Here is a 21,977-nt window from a genome sequence, read left to right as displayed (position 1 = left end):
GCCACCGGTGGCGCCGACTGCGTCAGCTGCCACGCCAAGGCGGCCTCGGGCGGCTTCACCAGCTGGGGCGGCGCGGCGTTCACCCACTCCGCGGCCAACACCAATTGCTCCGCCTGTCACAATGGCTCGAGCGCGAAGGGGTTGACCACGCCGCCGCACATTCCGGTGACCGGCGTCCAGTGCTCGAACTGCCACACCAACACCGCGGCGAGCTTCGCCACCTACACGATGAGCCATACCGCCGTGCATGCGACGCGCTGCGACAGCTGTCACAATGGCGCCTATCGCAGCCAGGGCCGCAGAGGCGCGCAGGGGCCGGATCACAGTGCCAAGTCACAGGATTGCGGCTGCTGCCACGTGCGCGCTGCCGCCAACTTCTCGACCTGGGACGACGACCCGCAGAAGCCGGCCGCGGGTTGCTCGACCACGGCCAGGTCGGTGGTCCCCGCTCAGGCGCCCGTCGCCAAGGCGGTGACGCCAGCCACGACCGCCAACCGGACGATGACGGCGGCCACGACTCCCGAGTCCGCATCGGGCACGAGCGCAGCGCCGGCCACGGCGGCGGCCGGCGCGGCTGCGAAGCCTGCCGCACCATCCAGTTCGACGCTCTTGTTCAGCAGCAAGCCGCTGGCGAATACAGCTGCGACGTCGGCGGCCGCGACGACCGATCCTCGAGCAGGGGCCCCGGCCGGTGCGCCTGCCGCCTCCAAACCCGACGGCGCGGCGAAAGCTGGTGACGCGGCGTCGGTGTCGCAGCCGCTGAGCACTCTCCCGCGGATGACATCCGCCCCTTCAGCGCCTGTGCCGAACGATCCGCGCAGCAAGCTCCTGCCTTCGATCGGTGCCGCCAATCCTGATGCAATGGAGTCGCAGAACGCGGGTCGGGTTCCATCGCTGCTGCCGACGGTCAATCCGAGGGCAGGGCTTGCCGGCTCGAGCGCCACGGAGGCCGGCTCGAGATTCAACCACATGACGGCGCAGGGGCCGTGCGCATCCTGCCACAACGGCATGAGTGCGCCTGGCAAGCCGTCGAAGCACATTGCGACTGCGGCGCCGTGCGAGACCTGCCACAAGAGCACGACGACGTTCAGCGGAGCCCGCTTCAGCCACACCGGGACGACAGCGGCCTGCGCGAGCTGTCACAACGGCATGGCCGCGACCGGCAAGCCGCAGAAGCACGTCGCGACCAATGCGCCGTGCGAGACCTGCCACAAGAGCACGACGACGTTCAGCGGAGCCCGCTTCAGCCACACCGGGACGACGGCGGCCTGCGCGAGCTGCCACAACGGCATGGCCGCGACCGGCAAGCCGCAGAAGCACGTCGCGACCAATGCGCCGTGCGAGACCTGCCACAAGAGCACGACGACATTCGGTGGAGCCCGCTTCAGTCACACCGGCACGATGGCGGCCTGCGCGAGCTGTCACAACGGCATGGCCGCGACCGGCAAGCCGCAGAAGCACGTTGCGACCAATGCGCCGTGCGAGACCTGCCACAAGAGCACGACGACATTCAGCGGAGCCCGCTTCAGTCACACCGGTACGATGGCGGCCTGCGCGACCTGCCACAACGGATCATCAGCCGGCGGCAAGCCGCCGCGCCACGTGGTCACCAGCGCGCCATGCGAAAGCTGCCACAAGAACACCGTGTCGTTCTCGGGCGCACGGATGGATCACGCCAGCCTGACTGCGCCGTGCGCCAGCTGTCACAACGGCTCCAATGCCACCGGCAAATCGCCGAAGCACTTCGTGACCAACGTCCCCTGCGAGAGCTGCCATCGGACGGTCAGCTGGAGTTCGGTCAACTACCGGCACATGTCGGCAAGCTATCCGAACCATAGCGCCGCCATTGGCTGCACCGCCTGCCACAGCGGCAATTCGCAAGCCGTCGTGTTCAAGTTCGCGGCCTACAAGCCCGACTGCGCCGCCTGTCACGCGGGTGATTTCCGGCCGCAGCAGCATGCCAAGCTCGTGAAGCCGGCGCCGATGGACTACACCGTCGCCGAGCTCAAGGACTGCACCGGCGCGTGTCACATCTATGCCGACAAGTCGCAGACCGCCATCATCACCCGTCGCCAGCGGCAGCACCGGGTCAATGGAGGCGGCTGGTGATGAGCTGCCGCTTCAGTCAAGCAGCAGCAGCGAGGTCGACCCGATGGGCGATGACTCTGCTGTCCGGCCTGATCGCAATCCTGCTCGACGGAGCCTTCGGCGTCGCACCGGCGCAGCCGGTCATCGATCAGTTCGTTGCCAGTGCAAACGCCACGACGATCGGCAACTGCAGCCTGCTGCGCGTCAACTTTCATGCTCGCGTGCGCTACACTGGGCATTTTCCGCTGGATAAGGGCAGCCAGCTCAGCGTCTCGCTACAATTGGTCGATCGGGACGCCGTCATCACGCGGCGTCTGGTCAGACGAGAGGGCGTGCGGGTCGACAATGCCCAGGGCTCCGGCATCCAGGACGTCTATCTGACGCTCGATCAGAACAGAGGACCGATCCTCGTCGCTCAGTTTGCTGGCGAGTTCACCTATCAGATCGTGCAATCCGGCAGCTTCGAGCAGGTCACGATCGTGATTGCCCGGAAGGGCCCGGTGTCGGCGTGCAAGGTGAAGGCCCTGGTGCCGAGCGTAGCCGCTCCGGATGCGCCGAAACCGGTTGCGATCCCCGGTGCGGCGGCGTCGGTCCGCAACGACAATCGCACGATGCAGCAGGCGTCCGCGGCGGACATCCGGTTTGCGGAGGCCTCGATGGACGAGGCGCGCGCATCGATCAAGAAAGGCAATTTCAACGCCGCGATCGACCTTCTGAAGAAGGTGCTGAAACTCCCTGAGACCGGCTCGAGCGCAGAGGCGCAGGAGCTGCTCGGCGTCGCGCGCCAGAAGGCCGGGCAGACCGCTGCAGCCCAGGCCGAATTTGAGGACTATCTGCGCCGTTATCCGAACGGCGAGGGCGCTGAGCGGGTGAGGCAGCGGCTCGCTGCGCTTCTGACCGCAACCAGCAGCGCGCCGGCACGGCCGCGCGACATGTCTCCGGCCAACTCCGATGGCGGAGACATGGGGGCAGGGATGCCAACCAAGTCGGCAGGGCCAAACGGCGATACGCGCTGGTCGATGTCGGGCAGCCTCTCGACCACCTTCATCACCAATGACAGCACCAGCGCCGTCAAGGACAGGGCCATCGCGCCGAACCCGAATGCAGATCCCGATGCCCACCGGGTGCACCAGAACACGCTGCTGACCAATTTCGACTTCCTGGGCACGGCGGACAACGATCGCATCAGGACCAAGTTCAAGCTGGCGTTCACCCACGAGCGCCAATTCGATACGGGCAATGACAAGTATGGCGTCTCGACCGCGCAAGTCGATTACACGCTGAAGGAAGCCGACGTGACCTTGCGTGTCGGACGGCAATCCCGCAACACCGGCGGCGTGATCGGCCGTTTCGACGGCGCGGTGCTGAGTTGGCAGAAGAGCCCCGGGCTGCGCTTGAACGTGCTCGCGGGCTCGCCGAACTGGAGCCGTTTCGACGCACCGTTCAAGGATGGCAAGACGCTCTATGGGGCAAGCATCGATTTTGGCAAGATCCTCGGCGGGCTCGAGACCACCGTCTACCTGATCACGCAATACGACCGCAACATCGTCGACCGCCAGGCCATCGGCGCGGAATTCCGCTATTTCGACACCAACAAGTCGCTGCTCGGCCTGATCGACTACGACACGCATTTCCGCGCGCTCAATGCCGCCGTGTTCTCGGGAACGTATACGTTCGAGGACAAGTCGGTCATCAACGCCTCGTTCGATTATCGAAGAGTTCCATTTCTCTCGACATGGAATGCGTTGCAGGGGCAGCCGTTCCTCACGCTCTACGACATGATGAAGTTCAATACCGCAGGCGACATCAGGCAGCTCGCGATCGACCGCACGCCGACATTCCAGTCGGCGATGGTGAGCTATTCGCGGCCCCTGAACGAGACCTGGCAGGTCGCCGCCGATGCCACGGTGACCAATCTGACCGGCACGCTGCCGTCCGGCGGCGTCGACGGCACGCCGGCGAGCGGTCTCGAATATTATCTGTCGGCTCAGTTGACCGGGAACAGCATCATCAAGCCGGGCGATCTGTTCATGGGCGCGCTACGCTACGCGAGCCTGGCGGACTCGAAGTTCTATGTGCTGGATCTTGCCTCGCGCTACCCGATCACGCCCGATCTCGCCATCAGCCCGCGGCTGCGGATGGGCTACAGGTCCGGCACCCGGACTGACTTGAAGGAATACACGATCCTGCCGTCGTTGCTGGTCAGCTATCTCTGGTCGAAGGAGATCAGCTTGGAAACAGAGGTTGGCTACCGGTTCGTCGACAGCACGCTGGCCAACGTCAAGACGACGACAAAGGACCTGTTCGCGACGGTCACGTTGCGGCGCGATTTCAACGCCGACGGTGTCACGAAGTGCAACGCCTCGATCGTCAGCTGCGCCTGGGCCAGGCCTGCAGCGTTGCAAGGCGGCCAGGGCGCGGGCTCGGGCGATATGCCGCTGCAGTCGCGCGCGTCGATCCTGCCGTCCTATATGCTGGAGACCGGAGTGCGCTACTGGTTCAGCTCGGGGCAGAATCGCTACCGCTATTTCGCCGATCAGGCAGCGACGCTTCAGGTCTCCCGGCTCGCTTATGGCGGAATGACCGGGCACAGCGGCGAGATGTTCTTCAGGGTCGATGCGCTCGACGGCCCGTTCACCAACATGTTTCTGAAGGGCTATTTCGGGGCGGGCAAGATCAGCTCGGGCACTCTCGTCGATGAGGACTTTGCTCCTTTCGTCAATCCGTCATCCAAGACCGTCAGCAGCGTGGGCGGGCGGCTGCAATACGCAAATCTCGATGTCGGTTTCAATCTGCTGGAGACGGAGCGTTTCCGGCTTGGTGCCTTCGTCGGCTATCAATATTGGACAGAAACGGTCGACGCGCGGGGCTGCACCCAGGTGGGTGGCAATCCGACGATCTGCAGTCCGGCTCTTGGGGCAGGCGTCAAGGTGGTGACCGAGCAGGATCGCTGGCATAGCGGACGGGCCGGTGTCTCACTCGACACGCGGCTGTCTGACCGGCTGAGCTGGCAGGCGGAGGCCGCTTATGTCTGGACTTCGCAGAATGCGATCGACACGCACTATTTCACGTTCGGGCGCGATCCTGCCTCAGGACAAGGATCCGGATTCCAGGCCGAGACCGTGCTGAACTACCAGTTGACCGACAATTTCCGCATCGGCATCGGCGGACGCTGGTGGCATCTCAGCACCAATGCGGTCGATTCCTTCAATCAGGTCCTGAGATATACGACGGAGCGCTATGGCGTCTTCCTGCAGGGCTCCTACCAGTTCAATCGGGCAAAATAGTCGGCAGGAGTCGTCCAATCATGAACTACCAGATGCGGCCGTTGAGCCTCCTCCCTGAATATGACGCGATGTTCCGCGGTGCGCTGGATCGACTGCATCAGGAACGGCGCTATCGTGTCTTTGCGGATCTTGAACGCCAGGCGGGGCGCTATCCCTATGCGATCTGGCATTCGGGGGAGGGCAAGCGTGAGGTTGTGATCTGGTGCTCGAACGATTATCTGGGCATGAGCCAGCACCCGAAGGTCATGGGAGCCATGATCGATGCCGTATCGCGCATGGGCACAGGAGCCGGGGGCACCCGTAACATCGCGGGAACGAACCATCCGCTCGTCGCGCTCGAGCAGGAGCTGGCTGATCTCCACGGCAAGGAAGCCGCGCTGGTGTTTACCTCCGGCTACGTTTCCAACGAGGCGGGGATATCGACGATCGCCAAGCTGTTGCCTGGGTGTTTGCTGCTTTCCGACGCGTTGAACCACAACTCCATGATCGAGGGTGTTCGCAAGGCCGGCGCTGAGAAGCAGATCTGGCAGCACAATGATCCTGAGCATCTCGAACGGCTGCTGCGGGCGGCAGATCCCGAAAGGCCAAAGCTCATCGTGTGCGAGAGCCTCTACTCGATGGACGGGGATATCGCGCCTCTGCATCGAATTTGCGACTTGGCCGAGCGCTACGGCGCACTGACCTATGTCGACGAGGTGCACGCGGTCGGGATGTATGGCCCGCGCGGCGGCGGCATAGCTGAGCGCGACGGGGTCATGGAAAGGATCGACATTGTTGAGGGCACGCTCGCAAAGGCCTATGGCTGTCTCGGCGGCTATCTTGCGGCTGGGGCGAACCTGATCGATGCGGTGCGTTCCTACGCCCCCGGTTTCATCTTCACGACGGCATTGCCGCCTCCGGTCTGCGCAGCCGCGACCGCTGCAATCCGGCATCTGAAAGCCTCGACAGCGGAGCGCGTCCGGCATCAGGATCGTGCAGCGCGGCTGAAGTCCGTCCTGACGGCAGCAGACCTGCCGGTGATGCCGAGCGAGAGCCATATCGTGCCGGTGCATGTCGGCGATCCCGAGAAGTGCAGGGCGGCTTCGGACCTGCTGATGTCGGAGCATGGCATCTATATCCAGCCGATCAATTACCCCACTGTCCCGCGAGGAATGGAACGCCTGCGTCTTACACCTACGCCCTATCACGACGACGCGCTCATGGACCAACTGGTCCATGCGATGATGAAGGTGTGGGACAAACTCCATCTCTGTTACCGCCGGGAGAGCGGCTTCACACGTGGGCATGAAGCGCCATAGCGCTGCCGGCGAAAGATTGGATCAGAAATCGGCACGTCCGGCCGGTGTGCGGAAAGGCGGTCCTGCTTCAGCTACTGAACGAACGCAGGTGTTCTCCCGCTCCGAGCGCACCATCCAACCCCTCCTCCTTTCCAGTCTGTTTCCGGTTGTTTGCGGATGGCCGTGTCCGGCGACGAGCCCGAGCTGTCCGACGGCCCATGCCAGGCATCCGGCCATCAGCGCCAGGCCCGATTCCGGATCGTGAAACTTGCGCAGATGCGCCGGCGTTTCGGTGATGATCTCGAGGTCGGCCGGATGGCCCCGACCTCGTATAGGCGTAGCCACCGAAGAAGTCCTCACCCTTGTCCTGCACGCCGATTTGATCATGCTCGCGATGGTTGTATTGAGTTTAACTTCCACGAAGCGTGTCATCGGATCGTTGTCTTCCGCGCTCTTATGCTACGAAATGCAGGCAGAATCGGAGCGGTCCTCACCACAGCCGGAGATAGAATTGCGACTGTCAGCCTGAATGAGAATCAATTACGCTGAAATCGTAACTGGGACGAATTGCAGCAATGAACCGTCGCGAGCGCCGAGCTTCGCCCACCAAAGTGAAGCTCCAACCTGCCAAGCTCGATGGTGCCGCGAACTTCTATGACGCTGCCTTGCGTGACGTCGCCAATGGCCGACATGCGGACGCCGAGCGGTGTTGTCATATGGCGCTTGCGATCGATGGAGGGCATGCGCCGACCCTCAACTTGCTAGGGATCCTTGCACTGCAGGCACAGCAGTATGAAGCTGCACTGCGGTGGGTATCCCGCGCGATCCAGCAGGATGTTCAGCCGCAGTACTTCCTGAGTCTTGGCACGGTGCTACAGGTCCAGGGACGCTCGGATGAGGTGATGAAGGTCGTCGAGAAGGCGAGGGCGCTCGGTCTCGAAAGCGCCGATCTGTGGATGCTGAGGGGCAATGCCCTTGTCAGCCTGCAGCAGCTCGCCGACGCTGTGTTGAGCTTCCAACGTGTGCTGGAACTGAATGCGAGGCATTGGGACGCGGCAAACCAGTGCGGCATCGCGCTTCAACGGTTGGGGCGGATCGATGAAGCGCTCGCCTATCTCGATCTGAGCGACGCCTTGCGGCCCAACCATGTACCGACGTTGTTGATGCGTGGTGCACTTCTGAATGGCCTGAAGCGCTTCGACGAGGCCCTTGCCATCTGTCGGCGAGCCCACGAGATCGAGCCCGGCAACTCTGACATCTGCGTCAAGACGGGCATTGTCCTGCGGACGATGCGCCGAGACGAAGAAGCATTGCAATGGTTCGAGCGAGCTCTGGCTTTGCAACCTGGCTCCAGGGATGCGCTGCACGACAAGGCCTCTGTGCTCACGAAGCTGCGTCGATTCGACGAAGCGTTCGAGGTCTACAGGCAGTTGAAGCGTGCCGACCCGAGAGACACGCTGGCCGATCTTGGGACGGCTCATTTGAACCTGTTGCTGGGGGATCTCGACGCGGGCTGGTCTGGTCGGGAGGCCCGTTGGAGCCTGCCGAGCTCTTATCCGCGCTTCCAGCAACCCATGTGGCTGGGCCAGGACGGCATCGCTGGAAAAACCATTGTCATCGCAGCCGACGAAGGACTGGGCGATACGATCCAGTTTGTCCGTTACGTGCCGATGGTCCTGGCGCTAGGCGCCCGCGTCATCCTCGCCGTTCAAAAGCCGTTGCTACCTCTGTTGTCGAATGTGCCGGGCATTTCGCAGTGCATTCCGGTCTCGGAGGCCGCCGACCTTGCGGGAGTGGATATCCATTGTCCGATCATGAGCCTGCCGTTTGCCTTTCGGACGACACTGGCCGCGATTCCAGCGCCGGTGTCGTATTTGCCGGCGCCTGATCCGGATCGGATTCAAATCTGGCAAGAGCGCCTTGGTGCGCCTGAGAAATTGCGCGTCGGCCTGGTCTGGTCAGGCAACCCCAATCATCTCGACGACCACAATCGCTCCATCCCATTGCGCATGTTTTCCCGCCTGCTCGGCGAGGACGCGGCGTTCATCAGCCTGCAGAAAGAGCCGAAGGCCGAAGACAAAGCCGTGCTCCAGGCGACGAGCCGGATTGCGGACCTGACGGGCCAACTTGCCGATTTCGCGGACACGGCCGCGCTGATCTCATGTCTGGATCTCGTGATCACCGTCGATACCAGTGTCGCTCATCTCGCCGGCGCGCTCGGCCGTCCCACCTGGACGCTTCTGTCGTATACGCCGGACTATCGCTGGCTGCTCGATCGTGACGATAGCGTCTGGTACCCGAGCATGCGTCTGTTCCGTCAGCGCGAAGGGCGCGACTGGGGCGAAGTCATTGATCAGGTCGGAGATGCTCTTCACAAGCTGATTGTGGTGGGGGCGCCGTCCCCGCCGGTGTCGAGCGATGAGATCGCGTGATCCGTCGCCGTTTCACTTCGACGACTGGCGGCTTGCCGTCAGCTGCTGTCGGTAACGTTCGGCGTCCCAGTCGAGCAGCATCTGCTCGTGCTGCGACGAGAGATAGCTGATATCGGCCGACAGCGGCAGGCGGCTGGTCACGAGCGCGAGGCAGCTCAGCATGGCCTCGGCGCCCGGGCTGGCGTCGTTGCGGATGATGGCGCCGAGACCCGGCGCGAGGGCTGCGACGGGGGCGGGCAGGCGGCTCGCTTTCGCGCGCGCGAGCATCGTGGTGAGGCCGTCGGCGCCCTCGATCGTCGGCAGGCCCGGGCCGAGAAACACGACGTGATCCGGATACAATGAGCCGCCGGTTGCGATGGCGCGGTTGAACGGATCGGTGGCGATGCCGTGGCTACCAGCGTCGTGCGGCGGGCGATAGGCGGTGCCGGCGCACAGGCGGCGCAAGGCCGCGGCGTCGGCGGCGGGCGCCGGGCGCACCGGCAGCGCCAGCCTGCGCTCGACGTCATGGACCAGCGCCTCGGCCTGGTCGCAGCTTTCGGCACCGACGACGAGGCCGTGATTGCCGAGGATCAGCACGTCGATGCGCTCGCGCGCGACGATTGCACTCACCGCGCGCGCCAGCGGCAGCCCGGGATGAAAGTAGTCGAGATGGCGCCAGGAGAGCCCGACCAGTCGCGCCGAAAATTCATCGCGTGCGTCGCGCCGTGCCGCCCAGGCGATGGTGTTGACGGCATGCACGTGCAGCACGACCCGGTGCGGCAGCAGCGCATGCAGCGCGGTCTCGATCGAGGCGCGTAGCGGGCCGGGGGCTGCCAGCGGAATGCGCTCGTCATCAGCGGCGAGCGCATCGCGCGCCGCAGGCAGGAGGACAGGCACGAAGATGTCCTTCGCGTCGGCGTCGGCAAGCCAGGTGCCGGACGCCTTCACCCACAGCACATCATCCTGCTTGAGCGAGGAGTTGCCGCCGGCGCCTTGCACCAGCTCCACGTTGCGGCCGACCCGCGCCGACATCCGGCGCAAATCATCAAGCTCGGCAGGCTCGCGCATCTCGCGTCTCCTTCTCACCACACCAGGTGCTGCATCGTCCAATTCGGCATGCGGCCTGGCGAAGCCGCGAGCTTGCGCGTCGCGGCAGCCAGGTCGGGCGCACCGGCCAGCGTCGTGCGATGCACGCCATCGCCGAGCAGCAGGCTCTGCAGGCCTGCGGCGCGGGCGCCGGCGACGTCATGGTCGAGCGAGTCGCCGATCATCAGCACGCGATGCGGATGCGGATGGCCGAGCTGCTCCAGCGCAGCCGCGAAGATCGGCGCATGCGGCTTGCCGACGAAGCTCACCGGGCCGCCGAGCCACTCATAGGCGCGCGCCAGCGTGCCGGGCGCAGGCACGAGGCCGCTCGCGCCGAACATCATCAGGTCGGGATTGGCGCAGATCATCGGCAAGCCTCGCGCCGCCGCTCCGGTGAATTGATCGCGCCAGAGGTCCGGCTCGGCGAGGTCGTCATCAAGGCCGCCGAGCAGGATGAAATCGGCGTCGCGCATATCCGTCACGATGACGAGATCCAGCCCGTCGATCAACGAGCGGTCGCCGCCCCTGGTGATCAGGAAGCAGGCATTGCCACAATCGGTGAAGGGCGCGCGGGTTCTGTCGCGCAGGCCGGTCCAGGTCACCTCGCCCGAGGTGAGAATGCCGTCATAGGTCGAGCGCGGCAGGCCGAGCCGGGCGAGGCGCTCGGCATTGGCGCTCGCGCGCTTGCCGGAGTTCGACAGCACCAGGATATGCTTGCCGGCCTCGCGCAGCCGCAGGACGCAGTCATGCGCAGCGGTAAGCACCGTCCTTCCGTCATGCAACGTGCCCCATTGGTCGAGCAGCACGTGATCGAACCTGTCGGCGATGGCGGACAGGCCGCTGATCTCGCACGCCGCCGGCGTCATCGCGGCGGTCCCTGCAGCGCCAGCAGCGCCGTGCCGTAGCTCGCTTCGGTCTGCGCGGCGGCGCTGACGGGCACGCCGACGATGCGCCGGCGGATATCGGTCCAGGCTTCGTTCCGGGCACCGCCGCCGATGCTGATCACCCGCCGCAGCGCCGGCGCGCCGAGCGCGTGCAGGCGCCGATAGGCCAGCGCTTCTACGCCAGCAATTCCTTCGAGCAGCGCCTGGAAGAAGCGATGATCCTCGGCCGGCCGTGGCGTGATCCGCGGCGCCAGCGCGGGATCTGCGATCGGAAAGCGTTCGCCGGGTTTTTGCAGCGGATAGTAGTCGAGCCCGGTGGGCTCGTCCGGGCGCAGTAGTGGTGTCATGCGATCCATGGCGTCGGTGGTGAAATGCGCAAGCAGCGCGGCGCCGCCGGAATTCGATGCGCCGCCGGCGAGCCATTTGTCGCCGAGGCGGTGCGAGTACACGCCCTGATCGGCGGCGAAAATCGGCTGCGTCGCGACCAGCTTCACCACCAGCGTGGTGCCGAGCGAGGTCACCGCATCGCCCGGCGTATCAGCGCCGGTGGCGATGAAGGCGGCGACGCCGTCGGTCGTGCCGGCGACGATGCGCGTCGATGGGGACAGACCGAGCGAGCGCGCGATGGCTGGATCGATATCGGCGAACGGCGTGCCCGGCACCAGAATGCTCGGCAGCACGTCGCGTGGAACGCCGAGCTGATCGATCCACGGCGGCCATTCGCGCCTGACGGGGTCATAGCCGAGCTTCAGGGCGTTGTTCTCATCGCTGACGCCGTGATGGCCGGCGAGGCGTCCGGCGATCCAGTCGGCCTGGTGCACGGCACGCCGCGCGCCGCTGGTGGAGGCGAGCAGATGCAGCAGCTTGGCGAGCGGGCTGCTCGTGCCATGCGCACCGCTCTCGGGCGGTGCGACGGCTGCGATGCGCCTGGCCTCGTCGACCGCGCGGGCATCATTGTACATCAGGCCGAGCGAGCGGGGCCGCCCGTCGGCGTCGATCAGCAGCAAGGTGCCGGAGGTGCCGTCGACTGCGATGCGCGCGACGGCGCCGAGATCGACGATCCTGCCGAGCTTGTCGAGCGCCGCGACCGTCGCCTGCCACCACAGCTCGGGATCCTGGTCGATGGCGTTGCCGTCCTGATGCGGCGCGATGAGCGGAACAGCGGCTGCGCCCTTGATCTCGCCGCTGTTATCGACGGCGCAGGCGCGCACACCGCTCGTGCCCACGTCGATGCCGACAAACAACTCCGTCATGCGACCTCATCCCGTTGTGCGCCGACGAGCATGCCTGTGCTCGCCCGGCGCGTCGTCCCTGACGCGCTGCAGCACGTTTGGGGGATTGACGGCCGGATCGGCGTCTGCAATTTTTTGCAAGGTGTGAAGAATTTTGCAAGCAGGCATTCAGGCGTGACGACAGCTTCCGACAGGGCGCCCATGGTGGACGGCGAGGCCTCGCTCGCGACGCGCGCCGCGTGGCTGTATTTCGCGGCCGGGCTGACGCAGTCGGAGGTCGCCGACCGGCTCAACATCCAGAGCACCAAGGCGCACCGCCTGATCGCGCGCGCCAGCCGCGAGGGCATGATCCGCGTCTTCGTCGAGGGCCCCGTCGCCGAATGCGTCGCGCTGGAGAACGCGCTGGCCGAGCGCTACGGGCTCGCCTTCTGCCGCGTCGCGCCGGATCTCGGCGAGGGCGATCTGCCGCTGAAGGCGCTGGCGCTGGAGGGCGCCAGCTTCCTGCGCCAGGTGCTGGAGCGCGGCGACGACAAGATCATCGGTGTCGGCCATGGCCGCACGCTTGCGGCGGTGGTGGCGCAGCTGCCGCAGACCCCGGCGCGCGACGTGCAGTTCGTGTCGCTGCTCGGCGGCCTCACGCGCAAATTCGCCGCCAACCCGTTCGACGTGATCCATCGTCTCGCCGAGCGCACTGGTGCCGAAGCCTATCTGCTGCCGGTGCCCGTGTTCGCCAATTCGGTCGCGGACCGCCGCGTGCTGATGCAGCAGTTCGGCATTGCCGACGTGTTCGCGCTGGCGCAGCGGGCGTCGCTGCTGTTCGTCGGCATCGGCCAGATCCACGCTGACGGCTTCCTGGTGTCGAGCGGCATGATCAAGCCGGACGAGGTCGTCGAGCTGAAGCGCGCCGGCGCCTGCGCCGACCTGCTCGGGCATTTCTTCAACGCCCAGGGCGAGCTGCTCGATCTCGATCTTTCGGCGCGCGCCACCTCGATGGCCGCTGCCGATCTGAAGAAACACCGCATCGTCGCCATCGGCGGCGGCCAGGCGAAGATCACGGCCCTGCGCGCGGTGCTGCGCAGCGGCTTCCTGAACGGTCTCATCATCGATGAGGTAACCGCTCAGGCACTCGCTACCGACAAGCCGGAGAAAACATCCGGCCACGCCAAGAACAAGAGTCGGAAGGGCAGGTAACGCGAACACGTCTCTACAAAAAACAAAGGGAGGGTTGAATGTACGATCGTGAGAAGAATCTCTTTGCGTCCTATGCCGGCAAGCGCATCAGCCGGCGTGATCTGCTCGACGGCGCTGCCAAGCTCGGCATCGCCGGTGTCGCCGCCAATGCCGCCTTTGCCTCGGCGATGTCGAGGGCGATGGCCGCGGATTTCAACTGGAAGGCCCATAGCGGCAAGACCGTCAAGCTGCTCCTCAACAAGCATCCCTATGTCGATGCGATGATCGGCGACATCGAGGCGTTCAAGAGCCTGACCGGCATGAACGTCAGCTACGACATCTTCCCGGAGGACGTCTATTTCGACAAGGTGACGGCGGCGCTGTCGTCGAAGTCCGATCAATACGACGCCTTCATGACCGGCGCCTACATGACCTGGACCTATGGTCCGGCCGGCTGGATCGAGGACCTCAACACCTACATCAAGGATCCCGCCAAGACCAATCCGGCGTTCGCCTGGGACGACGTGCTGCCCGGCCTGCGCTCCTCGACCGCCTGGGACGGCGTCGCCGGCTCCGAGCTCGGCTCGGGCAAGGCCAAGCAATGGTGCATCCCGTGGGGCTACGAGCTCAACAACATCACCTATAACCGCAACATCTTCGACAAGGTCGGCGTCAAGCCGCCGAAGAACCTCGACGATATGCTCGACGTCGCCGCCAAGATCACCAAGGACGCCGGTGGTCCCTATGGCGTCGGCGTGCGCGGCTCGCGCTCCTGGGCCACCATCCATCCCGGCTTTCTGTCGGCCTACGCGAATTTCGGCCAGAAGGACTTCGTGATGGAGGGCGGCAAGCTCAAGGCCGCGATGAACACCAAGGCGTCGAAGGATTTCCACGAGAAGTGGGTCAAGATGATCCAGGGCTCGGGTCCGAAGAACTGGTCGACCTACACCTGGTACCAGGTCGGCACCGATCTCGGCGCCGGCGCTTCCGGCATGATCTTCGACGCCGACATTCTCGGCTACTTCATGAACGGCGGCGAGAACAAGGAGCGTGGCAATCTCGGCTACGCGCCATTCGCGGCCAATCCGGCCGCCAAGGCGCCGACGCCGAACGTCTGGATCTGGTCGCTGGCGATGTCGAGCTTCTCCAAGCAGAAGGATGCGGCGTGGACCTTCATGCAGTGGGCGGCTTCCGTCGAGCACGACCTGTTCGGCGCCCGCAAGATGGACTTCGTCAATCCAGTCCGCACCTCGGTGTGGAAGGACAGCGAGTTCCGCGATCGGATCGCCAAGTCCTATCCTGGCTATCTCGAGCAGCATGACCTCTCGGCGCCCGGTGCGAAGATCTACTTCACAGCGCAGCCGCTGTTCTTCGATCTCACGACGGAGTGGGCGGCCTCGCTGCAGAAGATGGTGGCCAAGGAGATCAGCGTCGACGAGGGCCTCGACAAGCTTGCCGAGAGCATCAACCGTCAGTTGAAGCAGGCCGGCCTTGGCTGAAGCCGGGCGACGCTCGTTCCATGACCACCCGCCGGTCCGGCCGCTCCCCCACGGGCGTCCGGACCGGCCCATCCCCGCGCTGATGCGATCCCGCTTGTCATGAGCATGGCTGAACTTATCGAGACCAATGCGGTGCCGCGCCGCGCCAAACGCTGGAGCGGGCGGCTGCTGCCGTATCTGTTGAGCCTGCCGGCCCTGCTGGTCTGCATCGCCATCTTGGTGCCGTTCGTCACCGCGGCCGTCTATTCTCTGCAGCGCTACCGGCTCAATCTGCCATATCTGCGCGGCTTCATCGGCATCGACAACTACATCGATTTCCTGTCCGATCCGGCGTTCTGGAACACGCTGCGGATCTCGCTCGTCTACACCGCGGTAACAGTCGTCGCCGAGCTGCTGCTCGGCCTGGGCATCGCGCTGCTGCTGCGGCGGCCGACGCGCTTCCACAACGCGGTCTCGATCGTGCTGCTGCTACCGCTGATGACGGCGCCGGCGATCGCCGCCTTGATGTGGAAGCTGATGACCAATCCGAGCTTCGGCATCCTGTCCTATCTGGTCGGCCTGTTCGGCGCACATGACTTCAAATGGGCCTCCGATCCGTCGACCGCGCTGTTCACGGTCGTCCTGGTCGACGTCTGGGTCTACACGCCCTTCATCATGATCCTGCTCTTGGCCGGTCTGCGCTCGCTGCCGCGTCAGCCGTTCGAGGCGGCCGCACTCGACGGTGTGCCGGCGAGTTTCGTGTTCTTCCGCATCACCCTGCCGATGCTCGCGCCCTACATCATCACCGCCTCGCTGTTCCGGCTGCTCGATTCGATCCAGCAGTTCGACATCGTCTATGCGATGACGCAAGGCGGCCCCGGCGACCGGCTGATGGTGTTCCAGGTCCAGGCCTATCTCGAGTTCTTCCAGTACACCAATGTCGGACGCTCGGCGGCGCTGCTGATGATCCTGTGGCTGATCACCAACATCCTCTCGAACATCTTCATCAAGAACTGGCTGCGGCTGCGCGCACGCGCCCACGGTCACGCCTGAGGGAGGGACGTCATGGATCACTCCAGCCTGGCTGGACGCATCTTTCGCGGCATTGCGCTCGCGCTGGTGCTCGTGTTCTTCATGTTTCCGATTGTCTGGATCCTGCTGATGTCGTTCCAGACCAACGAGCAGATCCTGCGGATCCCGCCGCGCATCTTGTTCGAGCCGACATTCGCCAATTACGAGGCGCTGATCTCGGGCCAGCTGCGCACCGCGGCCGGCAATCTGCAGATCTCGTTCATGCGCAACCTGATGAACAGCTTCGTGCTGTCGAGCGCCTCGGTGATCCTGGCCTTGCTGCTCGGCGTGCCCGCGGCCTATGCGTTCGCGCGCTTCAAGTTCAGGCTCGGCGAGGCCATTGCGTTCACGCTTCTCTCGTTCCGCTTTGCGCCCCCGCTGCTGGTGCTGCTGCCGCTGTCGCTGTACTACCAGCAGCTCGGCCTGAACGACACGTATTTCGGCATCGTCTGGGTCTACCAGCTGATCGCGCTGCCGTTGATTCTGTGGATCGTGCGCGGCTATTTCGAGGACATCAGCCCGGATATCGAGCATGCCTACCGGCTCGCCGGCCACTCCTGGCGCGAGGCGTTCACACGCATCGCGGTGCCGCTGGCAGGGCCGGGGATCGCAGCGGCGGGGCTGTTGTCCTTCATTTTCTGCTGGAACAATTTCGTCTTCGCGCTGATCCTGGCCTCGGCCGACAAGCAGCCGGTGACGGTGGGCGCGCTCGCCTTCGTGACGGCGTCCGGCATCCAGTACGGCCAGATCGCCGCCGCGATCGTGCTGTCGGTTACGCCGACATTGCTGCTGGCGCTCTACGCGCAGCGTTATCTCGTCGAAGGACTGTCGCTCGGTGCGGTCAAGGGTTGAGGATACATGGCGCGTCTCGAACTGAAAGCCGTCGACAAGACCTTTGGCGCCGCTTGCTGCGCGAAAGGCGTGTCGCTGACGGTCGAGCCCGGCGAGATCGTCGCAGTGTTCGGTCCGTCCGGCAGCGGCAAGACCGTGCTGCTGCGCATGATCGCCGGCATGTTCGAGCCTGACGATGGCGACATCCTGGTCGGCGGGCGCTCGATCGTCGATGCCCCGCCGGAGCAGCGCGGCATCGGCATGGCCTTCCAGAATTTTGCGCTGTTTCCGCATATGAGCGCGCGCGACAATATCGCCAGCGGCCTGCGCGCGACGGGGGCGGCCGACACCGCCGCGAAAGTGACGGCGATGAGCCGGCTGTTGAAGATCGAGCACGTGCTCGGCCACAAGCCTCGTGAACTGTCCAACGGCCAGAAGCAGCGCACCGCGCTGGCGCGCGCGCTGATCGGCAACCCTGAGGTGCTGCTGCTCGACGATCCCCTGCGCAATGTCGATGCCAAGCTGCGTTACGAGATGCGCCTCGAGCTGCCGAGCCTGCTGCGCCGCAGCTCGGCGGCGGTGCTCTATGTCACGCAGGACTATCGCGAGGCGATGGCAATCGCCGATCGGATCGCGGTGCTGATCAATGGCCGTCTGATGCAGGTGGCGCGTCCCGAGGAAATCTACGCGCGGCCCGCCTCGGTCGCGGTGGCGCGGCTGTTCGGCGATCCCAGCATCAACCTTGCCGAGGTCACGCCGGTGGCGGAGCAGGGCCGACTGACCGCATCTGTCGCCGGGGCGCTGATCCGGCTCGATGCGGACGGTTTGCCGACCAATATGCGCGAGCGCTGCTGGCTTGGCGTCCGGCCGGACGATGTCGTGGTGACGCGTGATGGCGGCGAGGGTGCGATCCCGGCGCGGATCGTCGCGGTCACGCCGATCCACGAGCGCGCCGTGGTGCTGCTGCGCTTCGCCGACGGATCCGAGTGGCTGGCTGCGCTGGCGCCGGAGGCGCTGGAGGCGGATACCGACGAGGACGTGTTCGTGCGGTTCGCGCCCGATGCGGTGCTGTTGTTCGACCACGCGACGGGAGACCGCATTGGCCTTTCGCCGCGGCGGCAGGCGGCGTGAGGACCTGACATGGGCATGCTCGAAATCCGCAACGTCGACAAGGTCTATCACAGCCGGGGCAAGCCGCCGGTCCATGCCGTGCGCGCGCTCGATATGGAGGTGAAAGCAGGCGAGATCGTTGCGCTGCTCGGCTCTTCCGGCTGCGGCAAGACCTCGACTTTGCGCATGATCGCCGGGTTCGAGAGCGTCAGCTCGGGATCGATCGCGCTGGCACAGCGGCCGATCCATGATCTGGCGCCGGCGAAGCGCAAGGTGGCGATGGCGTTCGAAGGCTATTCGCTGTATCCGCCGCTCACGGTGCGCGAGAACATTGGCTTCGCGCTGAAGGCGCAGCAGCTCTCGCGCGCCCAGATCGCTCATCGGGTCGATAGCATCGCTCGACTGGTCGAGATCGAGGATATCCTCGATAGCCATCCGCGCGCGCTTTCCGGCGGGCAGCAGCAGCGCGTCTCGCTGGCGCGCGCGTTGGTGCGCGACGCCGACCTCTATCTGCTGGACGAGCCGATGGGGCAGTTGGAGCCGCAGCTCCGCGCCGTGGTGCGCGGCCGCATCAAGGGCCTGCTCGCCGAACGTGGCATGACGGCGATCTTCGTCACCCATGACCAGACCGAGGCGAGCGCGCTCGCCGATCGCATCGCTGTCATGGAAGACGGCGTGCTGCAGCAGTTCGCGAGCGAGCGCGAGCTGAAGAACCGCCCGGCCAATCAGTTCGTCGCGAGCTTCATCGGCGAGCCGCCGATGAACCTGCTGGAGACCGCGGTGACGCAGGAGGAAGGCGGCTTCCGTCTGTCCGTGGGCTCCGATGTTGCCTTTCACATTCCCGGGCAGACGTTGGACGTGACGGGACAACAGGCGCTGGTGCAGGCCGATCGGATCAAGGTCGGCATCCGGCCGCAGCGGATCGCGATCGGCAGCGGTGAAACGCGGCTGCGCGTCGTCTCCAACCAGTGGCTCGGCGATCAGTCGCACATTGCGGGCGAGTGCGCCGGTCATCTGCTGGTCGCCGTGACATCGAGCAGGGTCGTGGCGCGGCCGGGCGACGTCGTGCCATGCGCGCTGGAGTCACGCCATCTCCACGTTTTCGGCGCCGACGGCGTCTGCGTCCGCCACGCGGAGGGGCGTTGAATATGACCTCCGGAGCGATTCGCGACGTGATCATCGGCATCGACGCCGGGACGTCGGTGATCAAGGCGGTGGCCTTTTCGCGGGATGGCCGCCAGCTCGGGGATTTCGCGATTCCCAACAGCTACACCACCTTGCCGGGCGGCCGAGTCGAGCAGGACATGGAGCGGACCTGGACCGACACCGTTGCGGCCTTGCGCGGCCTCAGCGGCGCGCTGCCGAATCTGGCTCACCGGGTCGCCGCGATCGCCGTGACGGGGCAGGGCGATGGCACTTGGCTGATCGATGCGGATGGCCATCCCGTCGCGCCCGCGCTGCTGTGGCTCGACTCGCGTGCGGCAGGTTTCGTTCAAGCCTTCCGCGGCGGCGAGCGCAATGTCGCGCACTATCAGCGCACCGGATCGGGGCTCAACGCCTGCCAGCAGGGGGCGCAACTGGCCTGGCTGCAGGCCCATGACGAAGAGTTGCTGGGACGCGCGGGCACGGCGTTCCACTGCAAGGACTGGCTCTACTTCAAGCTGACCGGCGAGCGGGTCACCGATCCCTCCGAGGCGACGTTCTCCTGCGGTGATTTTCGCAAGCGCGGCTTCGACGGCGAGGCCGCGCGTCTCATCGGCATCGCCGATGCCGCGCGCTTGTTTCCAGATGTCGTCGACGGTGTCGCGACGACGCATGGCTTGACGGCAACGGCTGCGGCCGAGACGGGCTTGCCCGACGACGTGCCGGTGTCGCTCGGCTATGTCGACGTGATCTGCAATGCGCTCGGCGGTGGGCTGTATGACCCCACGCCGGAGGTCGGCTGCACCATCATCGGCTCGACCGGCATGCACATGCGGCTGGTGAACGGCGCCGATGCAGTCAGGCTGAATGCCGAGGCGACCGGTTATACGATGCCGTTCCCGGTGCCGGGCCACTATGCGCAGATGCAGTCGACCATGGCCGCGACCTTGAACATCGACTGGCTGCTCGATGTCGCGCGCGGGGTGCTCGCCATGGAAGGCATCGCGCGGTCGCGCAACGATCTGATCCGGCGGCTGGACGAGCGCGTGCTCGCGGCGAAGGCGGGCGAGCTGCTCTATCACCCTTTCATCTCCGATGCTGGCGAGCGCGGACCATTCGTGTCCCACGAGGCGTCTGCGCAACTGGTCGGCCTGCGCACCCGTCACGGCTACTGGGATCTAATGCGCGCCGTGATGGAGGGACTGGCCTTCGCCGCACGTGACTGCTACGCGGCGATGGGACCGCTGCCGACGGAAATTCGCCTGACCGGGGGCGCGGCGCGCAGCCGCGCCCTTGGTGCCATTCTCGGCGCGGCACTCGGCAGCACAATTCGAGTCTGCCGTCGCGAGGAGGCCGGCGCGTCGGGGGCGGCGATGATCGCCGCGGTCGCGACCGGGCTCTACTCGGACATGATGATCTGCGCGGAGGAGTGGGTGAGACCGTATCTGGATGAGCCGCAAGCGCCGGATGCGGCGCTTGCGGAACGCTATGCGCAGCTGTTCCCGGCCTATGTTGAGGCCCGCATCGCGGCGCGACCGGTCTGGAAGCAGCTCGCCGCACAACGCGCAGGTGCCGATCATGTCTAGCTCCATCGCCATTATCGGCGACCGCTTCATGCTGCCCTCGGTGTTTGCCGAGCGCATCACCGCCACCTGCGGCGATGGCATCGACATCCGCATGCTCGAGCAGCCCTGGCCGGATGAGCCGATGGAGCACGGCTATGCCGGCTCCAAGCTCGACGGGCTGAAGGAGTTCATGGGCGACCCCGAAGAACTGGCGGACTTCATCGGCGAGGCGTCCCTGCTGGTGACGCATCTGGCTCCGATCTCGCGGGCGATGCTGCAGCGGTTGCCGAGCCTGAAATTCATCGCCGTGTCGCGCGGCGGCCCCGTCAACGTCGACATGCAGGCCGCGCGCGATCACGGCGTGTTGGTCGTCAATACGCCCGGCCGCAACGCGAGCGCGGTGGCCGAATTCACCATCGGCGCGATGCTCGCCGAGACCCGGTTGATCCGTAGCGGCCACGAGTCGATGCGGGGCGGGCAATGGCGCGGCGATCTCTACCGCGCCGATCGCACGGGACGCGAACTCGGCGAAATGACGGTCGGCATCGTCGGCTATGGCGCGATCGGCACCCGCGTGGTCAAGCTCTTGAAGGCGTTCGGCTGCAAGATCCTGGTGACCGACCCCTACGTCCAGCTCAGCGCTGAGGACCGCAACGACGGCGTCGAGCACGTCGCGCTCGCCGACCTCTTGGCGCGCGCCGACGTCGTCAGCCTGCATGCCCGCGTGACGCCGGAAACCACCGGCTTCATCGATCGCGATGCGCTGGCCCGGATCAAGCCCGGCGCGATCCTGATCAACACGGCGCGCGGGCCGCTGGTCGACTATCACGCGCTCCATGACGCGCTCAGCTCGCAGCGACTGGCCGGTGCGATGCTCGATACGTTCGCCGTCGAGCCGGCGCCGCCGGACTGGCCGCTGTTGCAGCTTCCCAACGTCACGCTGACGCCGCACATCGCCGGCGCGTCCGTGCGCACCGTCACCTTTGCCGCCGACCAGGCGGCCGAAGAGGTTCGCCGCTATCTCGCCGGCGAGCCGCCGCTCAATCCCTGCTGACGACGAAAGGTTTTCGACATGAATCGCGAGGAACGGCTGATCCGCGAGAACATCATCGCCAAATGCCGATGGATGAATGCGTCGGGCTTGAACCAAGGCACCTCGGGCAACATCTCCGCCCGCTACAAGGACCGCATGCTGATCACGCCCTCGGCGACGCCCTATGACTCGATGAAGCCGGAGATGATCGCCTCGATGCCGCTCGAGGGTGACTACGGTTCCTGGGAGGGGCCGTTGAAGCCCTCGACGGAATGGCGCTTTCATCTCGACATCATGCGCGGCCGTCCGGA

The 21,977-nt window shown here is 65.5% G+C and carries 17 protein-coding genes; 13 read left to right on the top strand and 4 right to left on the bottom strand.

Features of this window, described 5'->3' with window-relative positions; all coding sequences use genetic code 11:
- From QX121_RS31140 to hemA, 3 genes are all read left to right on the top strand, one after another.
- Positions 1 to 2,109 (top strand): cytochrome c3 family protein (locus tag QX121_RS31140; protein ID WP_315813868.1); only part of this gene is annotated, 2,109 nt, incomplete at its 5' end.
- Between the two features lie 50 nt (positions 2,110 to 2,159).
- Positions 2,160 to 5,375: a hypothetical protein gene (locus QX121_RS31135; protein WP_315813867.1), complete on the top strand. Its 3,216-nt coding sequence runs from the start codon at positions 2,160 to 2,162 to the stop codon at positions 5,373 to 5,375.
- Positions 5,376 to 5,407: 32 nt separating this feature from the next.
- On the top strand, positions 5,408 to 6,673 hold the full coding sequence (gene hemA / locus QX121_RS31130) for a 5-aminolevulinate synthase (protein ID WP_409999389.1): 1,266 nt from the start codon (positions 5,408 to 5,410) through the stop codon (positions 6,671 to 6,673).
- 21 nt (positions 6,674 to 6,694) lie between these two features.
- Here hemA and QX121_RS31125 read toward each other — a convergent pair whose 3' ends face one another.
- Positions 6,695 to 7,084, bottom strand: coding sequence for a hypothetical protein (locus QX121_RS31125; protein WP_315813865.1), 390 nt, complete (start codon positions 7,082 to 7,084; stop codon positions 6,695 to 6,697).
- Between the two features lie 143 nt (positions 7,085 to 7,227).
- On the opposite strand from QX121_RS31125, the gene QX121_RS31120 reads away from it, so the two are divergent.
- Positions 7,228 to 9,084 (top strand): tetratricopeptide repeat protein, encoded by a 1,857-nt coding sequence (locus tag QX121_RS31120; RefSeq protein WP_315813864.1) that lies wholly within the window; start codon positions 7,228 to 7,230, stop codon positions 9,082 to 9,084.
- Between the two features lie 12 nt (positions 9,085 to 9,096).
- Here QX121_RS31120 and QX121_RS31115 read toward each other — a convergent pair whose 3' ends face one another.
- From QX121_RS31115 to QX121_RS31105, 3 genes are read right to left on the bottom strand one after another with little or no spacing between them, the layout of a single operon-like run.
- Positions 9,097 to 10,131, bottom strand: coding sequence for a class II aldolase/adducin family protein (locus QX121_RS31115; protein WP_315813863.1), 1,035 nt, complete (start codon positions 10,129 to 10,131; stop codon positions 9,097 to 9,099).
- Between the two features lie 14 nt (positions 10,132 to 10,145).
- Positions 10,146 to 11,015 (bottom strand): TIGR01459 family HAD-type hydrolase, encoded by an 870-nt coding sequence (locus QX121_RS31110; RefSeq protein ID WP_315784609.1) that lies wholly within the window; start codon positions 11,013 to 11,015, stop codon positions 10,146 to 10,148.
- Positions 11,012 to 12,286 (bottom strand): FGGY-family carbohydrate kinase, encoded by a 1,275-nt coding sequence (locus tag QX121_RS31105; protein ID WP_315784607.1) that lies wholly within the window; start codon positions 12,284 to 12,286, stop codon positions 11,012 to 11,014. Before QX121_RS31105 ends, QX121_RS31110 begins: the two co-directional genes overlap by 4 nt.
- Before the next feature lie 180 nt (positions 12,287 to 12,466).
- Here QX121_RS31105 and QX121_RS31100 point away from each other — a divergent pair, with 180 nt between their 5' ends.
- The 9 genes from QX121_RS31100 to QX121_RS31060 form a co-directional block, all read left to right on the top strand.
- Positions 12,467 to 13,456, top strand: a complete 990-nt coding sequence (locus QX121_RS31100) for a sugar-binding transcriptional regulator (RefSeq protein WP_315784636.1) — start codon at positions 12,467 to 12,469, stop codon at positions 13,454 to 13,456.
- A gap of 38 nt (positions 13,457 to 13,494) precedes the next feature.
- Positions 13,495 to 14,934, top strand: coding sequence for an extracellular solute-binding protein (locus tag QX121_RS31095; protein WP_315741296.1), 1,440 nt, complete (start codon positions 13,495 to 13,497; stop codon positions 14,932 to 14,934).
- 99 nt (positions 14,935 to 15,033) lie between these two features.
- A complete protein-coding gene (locus tag QX121_RS31090; RefSeq protein ID WP_409999125.1) occupies positions 15,034 to 15,966 on the top strand; it encodes a carbohydrate ABC transporter permease in 933 nt (310 codons plus the stop codon).
- Positions 15,967 to 15,978: 12 nt separating this feature from the next.
- The gene (locus QX121_RS31085; RefSeq protein WP_315813862.1) at positions 15,979 to 16,836 is read left to right on the top strand and encodes a carbohydrate ABC transporter permease; all 858 of its coding nucleotides are present in this window, start codon (positions 15,979 to 15,981) and stop codon (positions 16,834 to 16,836) included.
- Between the two features lie 6 nt (positions 16,837 to 16,842).
- Positions 16,843 to 17,946: an ABC transporter ATP-binding protein gene (locus QX121_RS31080; protein ID WP_315813861.1), complete on the top strand. Its 1,104-nt coding sequence runs from the start codon at positions 16,843 to 16,845 to the stop codon at positions 17,944 to 17,946.
- Positions 17,947 to 17,961: 15 nt separating this feature from the next.
- Complete coding sequence (locus QX121_RS31075) at positions 17,962 to 19,071, top strand: ABC transporter ATP-binding protein (protein ID WP_315813869.1); 1,110 nt, start codon at positions 17,962 to 17,964, stop codon at positions 19,069 to 19,071.
- 2 nt (positions 19,072 to 19,073) lie between these two features.
- The gene (locus QX121_RS31070) at positions 19,074 to 20,654 is read left to right on the top strand and encodes an FGGY-family carbohydrate kinase (RefSeq protein ID WP_315813860.1); all 1,581 of its coding nucleotides are present in this window, start codon (positions 19,074 to 19,076) and stop codon (positions 20,652 to 20,654) included.
- Complete coding sequence (locus QX121_RS31065) at positions 20,647 to 21,687, top strand: 2-hydroxyacid dehydrogenase (RefSeq protein ID WP_315813859.1); 1,041 nt, start codon at positions 20,647 to 20,649, stop codon at positions 21,685 to 21,687. The genes QX121_RS31070 and QX121_RS31065 overlap by 8 nt, the downstream gene beginning before the upstream one ends.
- Positions 21,688 to 21,705: 18 nt before the next feature.
- On the top strand, positions 21,706 to 21,977 hold a 272-nt coding region (locus QX121_RS31060; protein ID WP_315813858.1), incomplete at its 3' end, for a class II aldolase/adducin family protein.

It is taken from the genome of Bradyrhizobium sp. SZCCHNR2028 (assembly GCF_032380995.1).
Taxonomy (GTDB): domain Bacteria; phylum Pseudomonadota; class Alphaproteobacteria; order Rhizobiales; family Xanthobacteraceae; genus Bradyrhizobium.
Note: the sequence above shows the minus strand (reverse complement) of the source record. Positions and strands in the feature narration are given on the sequence as shown.

Excerpts from the sequence above, each read along its gene's own strand:
- QX121_RS31135 (WP_315813867.1), top strand. The coding sequence starts at position 2,160 with ATGACTCTGCTGTCCGGCCTGATCGCAATCCTGCTCGACGGAGCCTTC.
- hemA (WP_409999389.1), top strand. The coding sequence starts at position 5,408 with ATGCGGCCGTTGAGCCTCCTCCCTGAATATGACGCGATGTTCCGCGGT.
- QX121_RS31125 (WP_315813865.1), bottom strand. The coding sequence starts at position 7,084 with ATGACACGCTTCGTGGAAGTTAAACTCAATACAACCATCGCGAGCATG.
- QX121_RS31120 (WP_315813864.1), top strand. The coding sequence starts at position 7,228 with ATGAACCGTCGCGAGCGCCGAGCTTCGCCCACCAAAGTGAAGCTCCAA.
- QX121_RS31115 (WP_315813863.1), bottom strand. The coding sequence starts at position 10,131 with ATGCGCGAGCCTGCCGAGCTTGATGATTTGCGCCGGATGTCGGCGCGG.
- QX121_RS31110 (WP_315784609.1), bottom strand. The coding sequence starts at position 11,015 with ATGACGCCGGCGGCGTGCGAGATCAGCGGCCTGTCCGCCATCGCCGAC.
- QX121_RS31105 (WP_315784607.1), bottom strand. The coding sequence starts at position 12,286 with ATGACGGAGTTGTTTGTCGGCATCGACGTGGGCACGAGCGGTGTGCGC.
- QX121_RS31100 (WP_315784636.1), top strand. The coding sequence starts at position 12,467 with ATGGTGGACGGCGAGGCCTCGCTCGCGACGCGCGCCGCGTGGCTGTAT.
- QX121_RS31095 (WP_315741296.1), top strand. The coding sequence starts at position 13,495 with ATGTACGATCGTGAGAAGAATCTCTTTGCGTCCTATGCCGGCAAGCGC.
- QX121_RS31090 (WP_409999125.1), top strand. The coding sequence starts at position 15,034 with ATGAGCATGGCTGAACTTATCGAGACCAATGCGGTGCCGCGCCGCGCC.
- QX121_RS31085 (WP_315813862.1), top strand. The coding sequence starts at position 15,979 with ATGGATCACTCCAGCCTGGCTGGACGCATCTTTCGCGGCATTGCGCTC.
- QX121_RS31080 (WP_315813861.1), top strand. The coding sequence starts at position 16,843 with ATGGCGCGTCTCGAACTGAAAGCCGTCGACAAGACCTTTGGCGCCGCT.
- QX121_RS31075 (WP_315813869.1), top strand. The coding sequence starts at position 17,962 with ATGCTCGAAATCCGCAACGTCGACAAGGTCTATCACAGCCGGGGCAAG.
- QX121_RS31070 (WP_315813860.1), top strand. The coding sequence starts at position 19,074 with ATGACCTCCGGAGCGATTCGCGACGTGATCATCGGCATCGACGCCGGG.
- QX121_RS31065 (WP_315813859.1), top strand. The coding sequence starts at position 20,647 with ATGTCTAGCTCCATCGCCATTATCGGCGACCGCTTCATGCTGCCCTCG.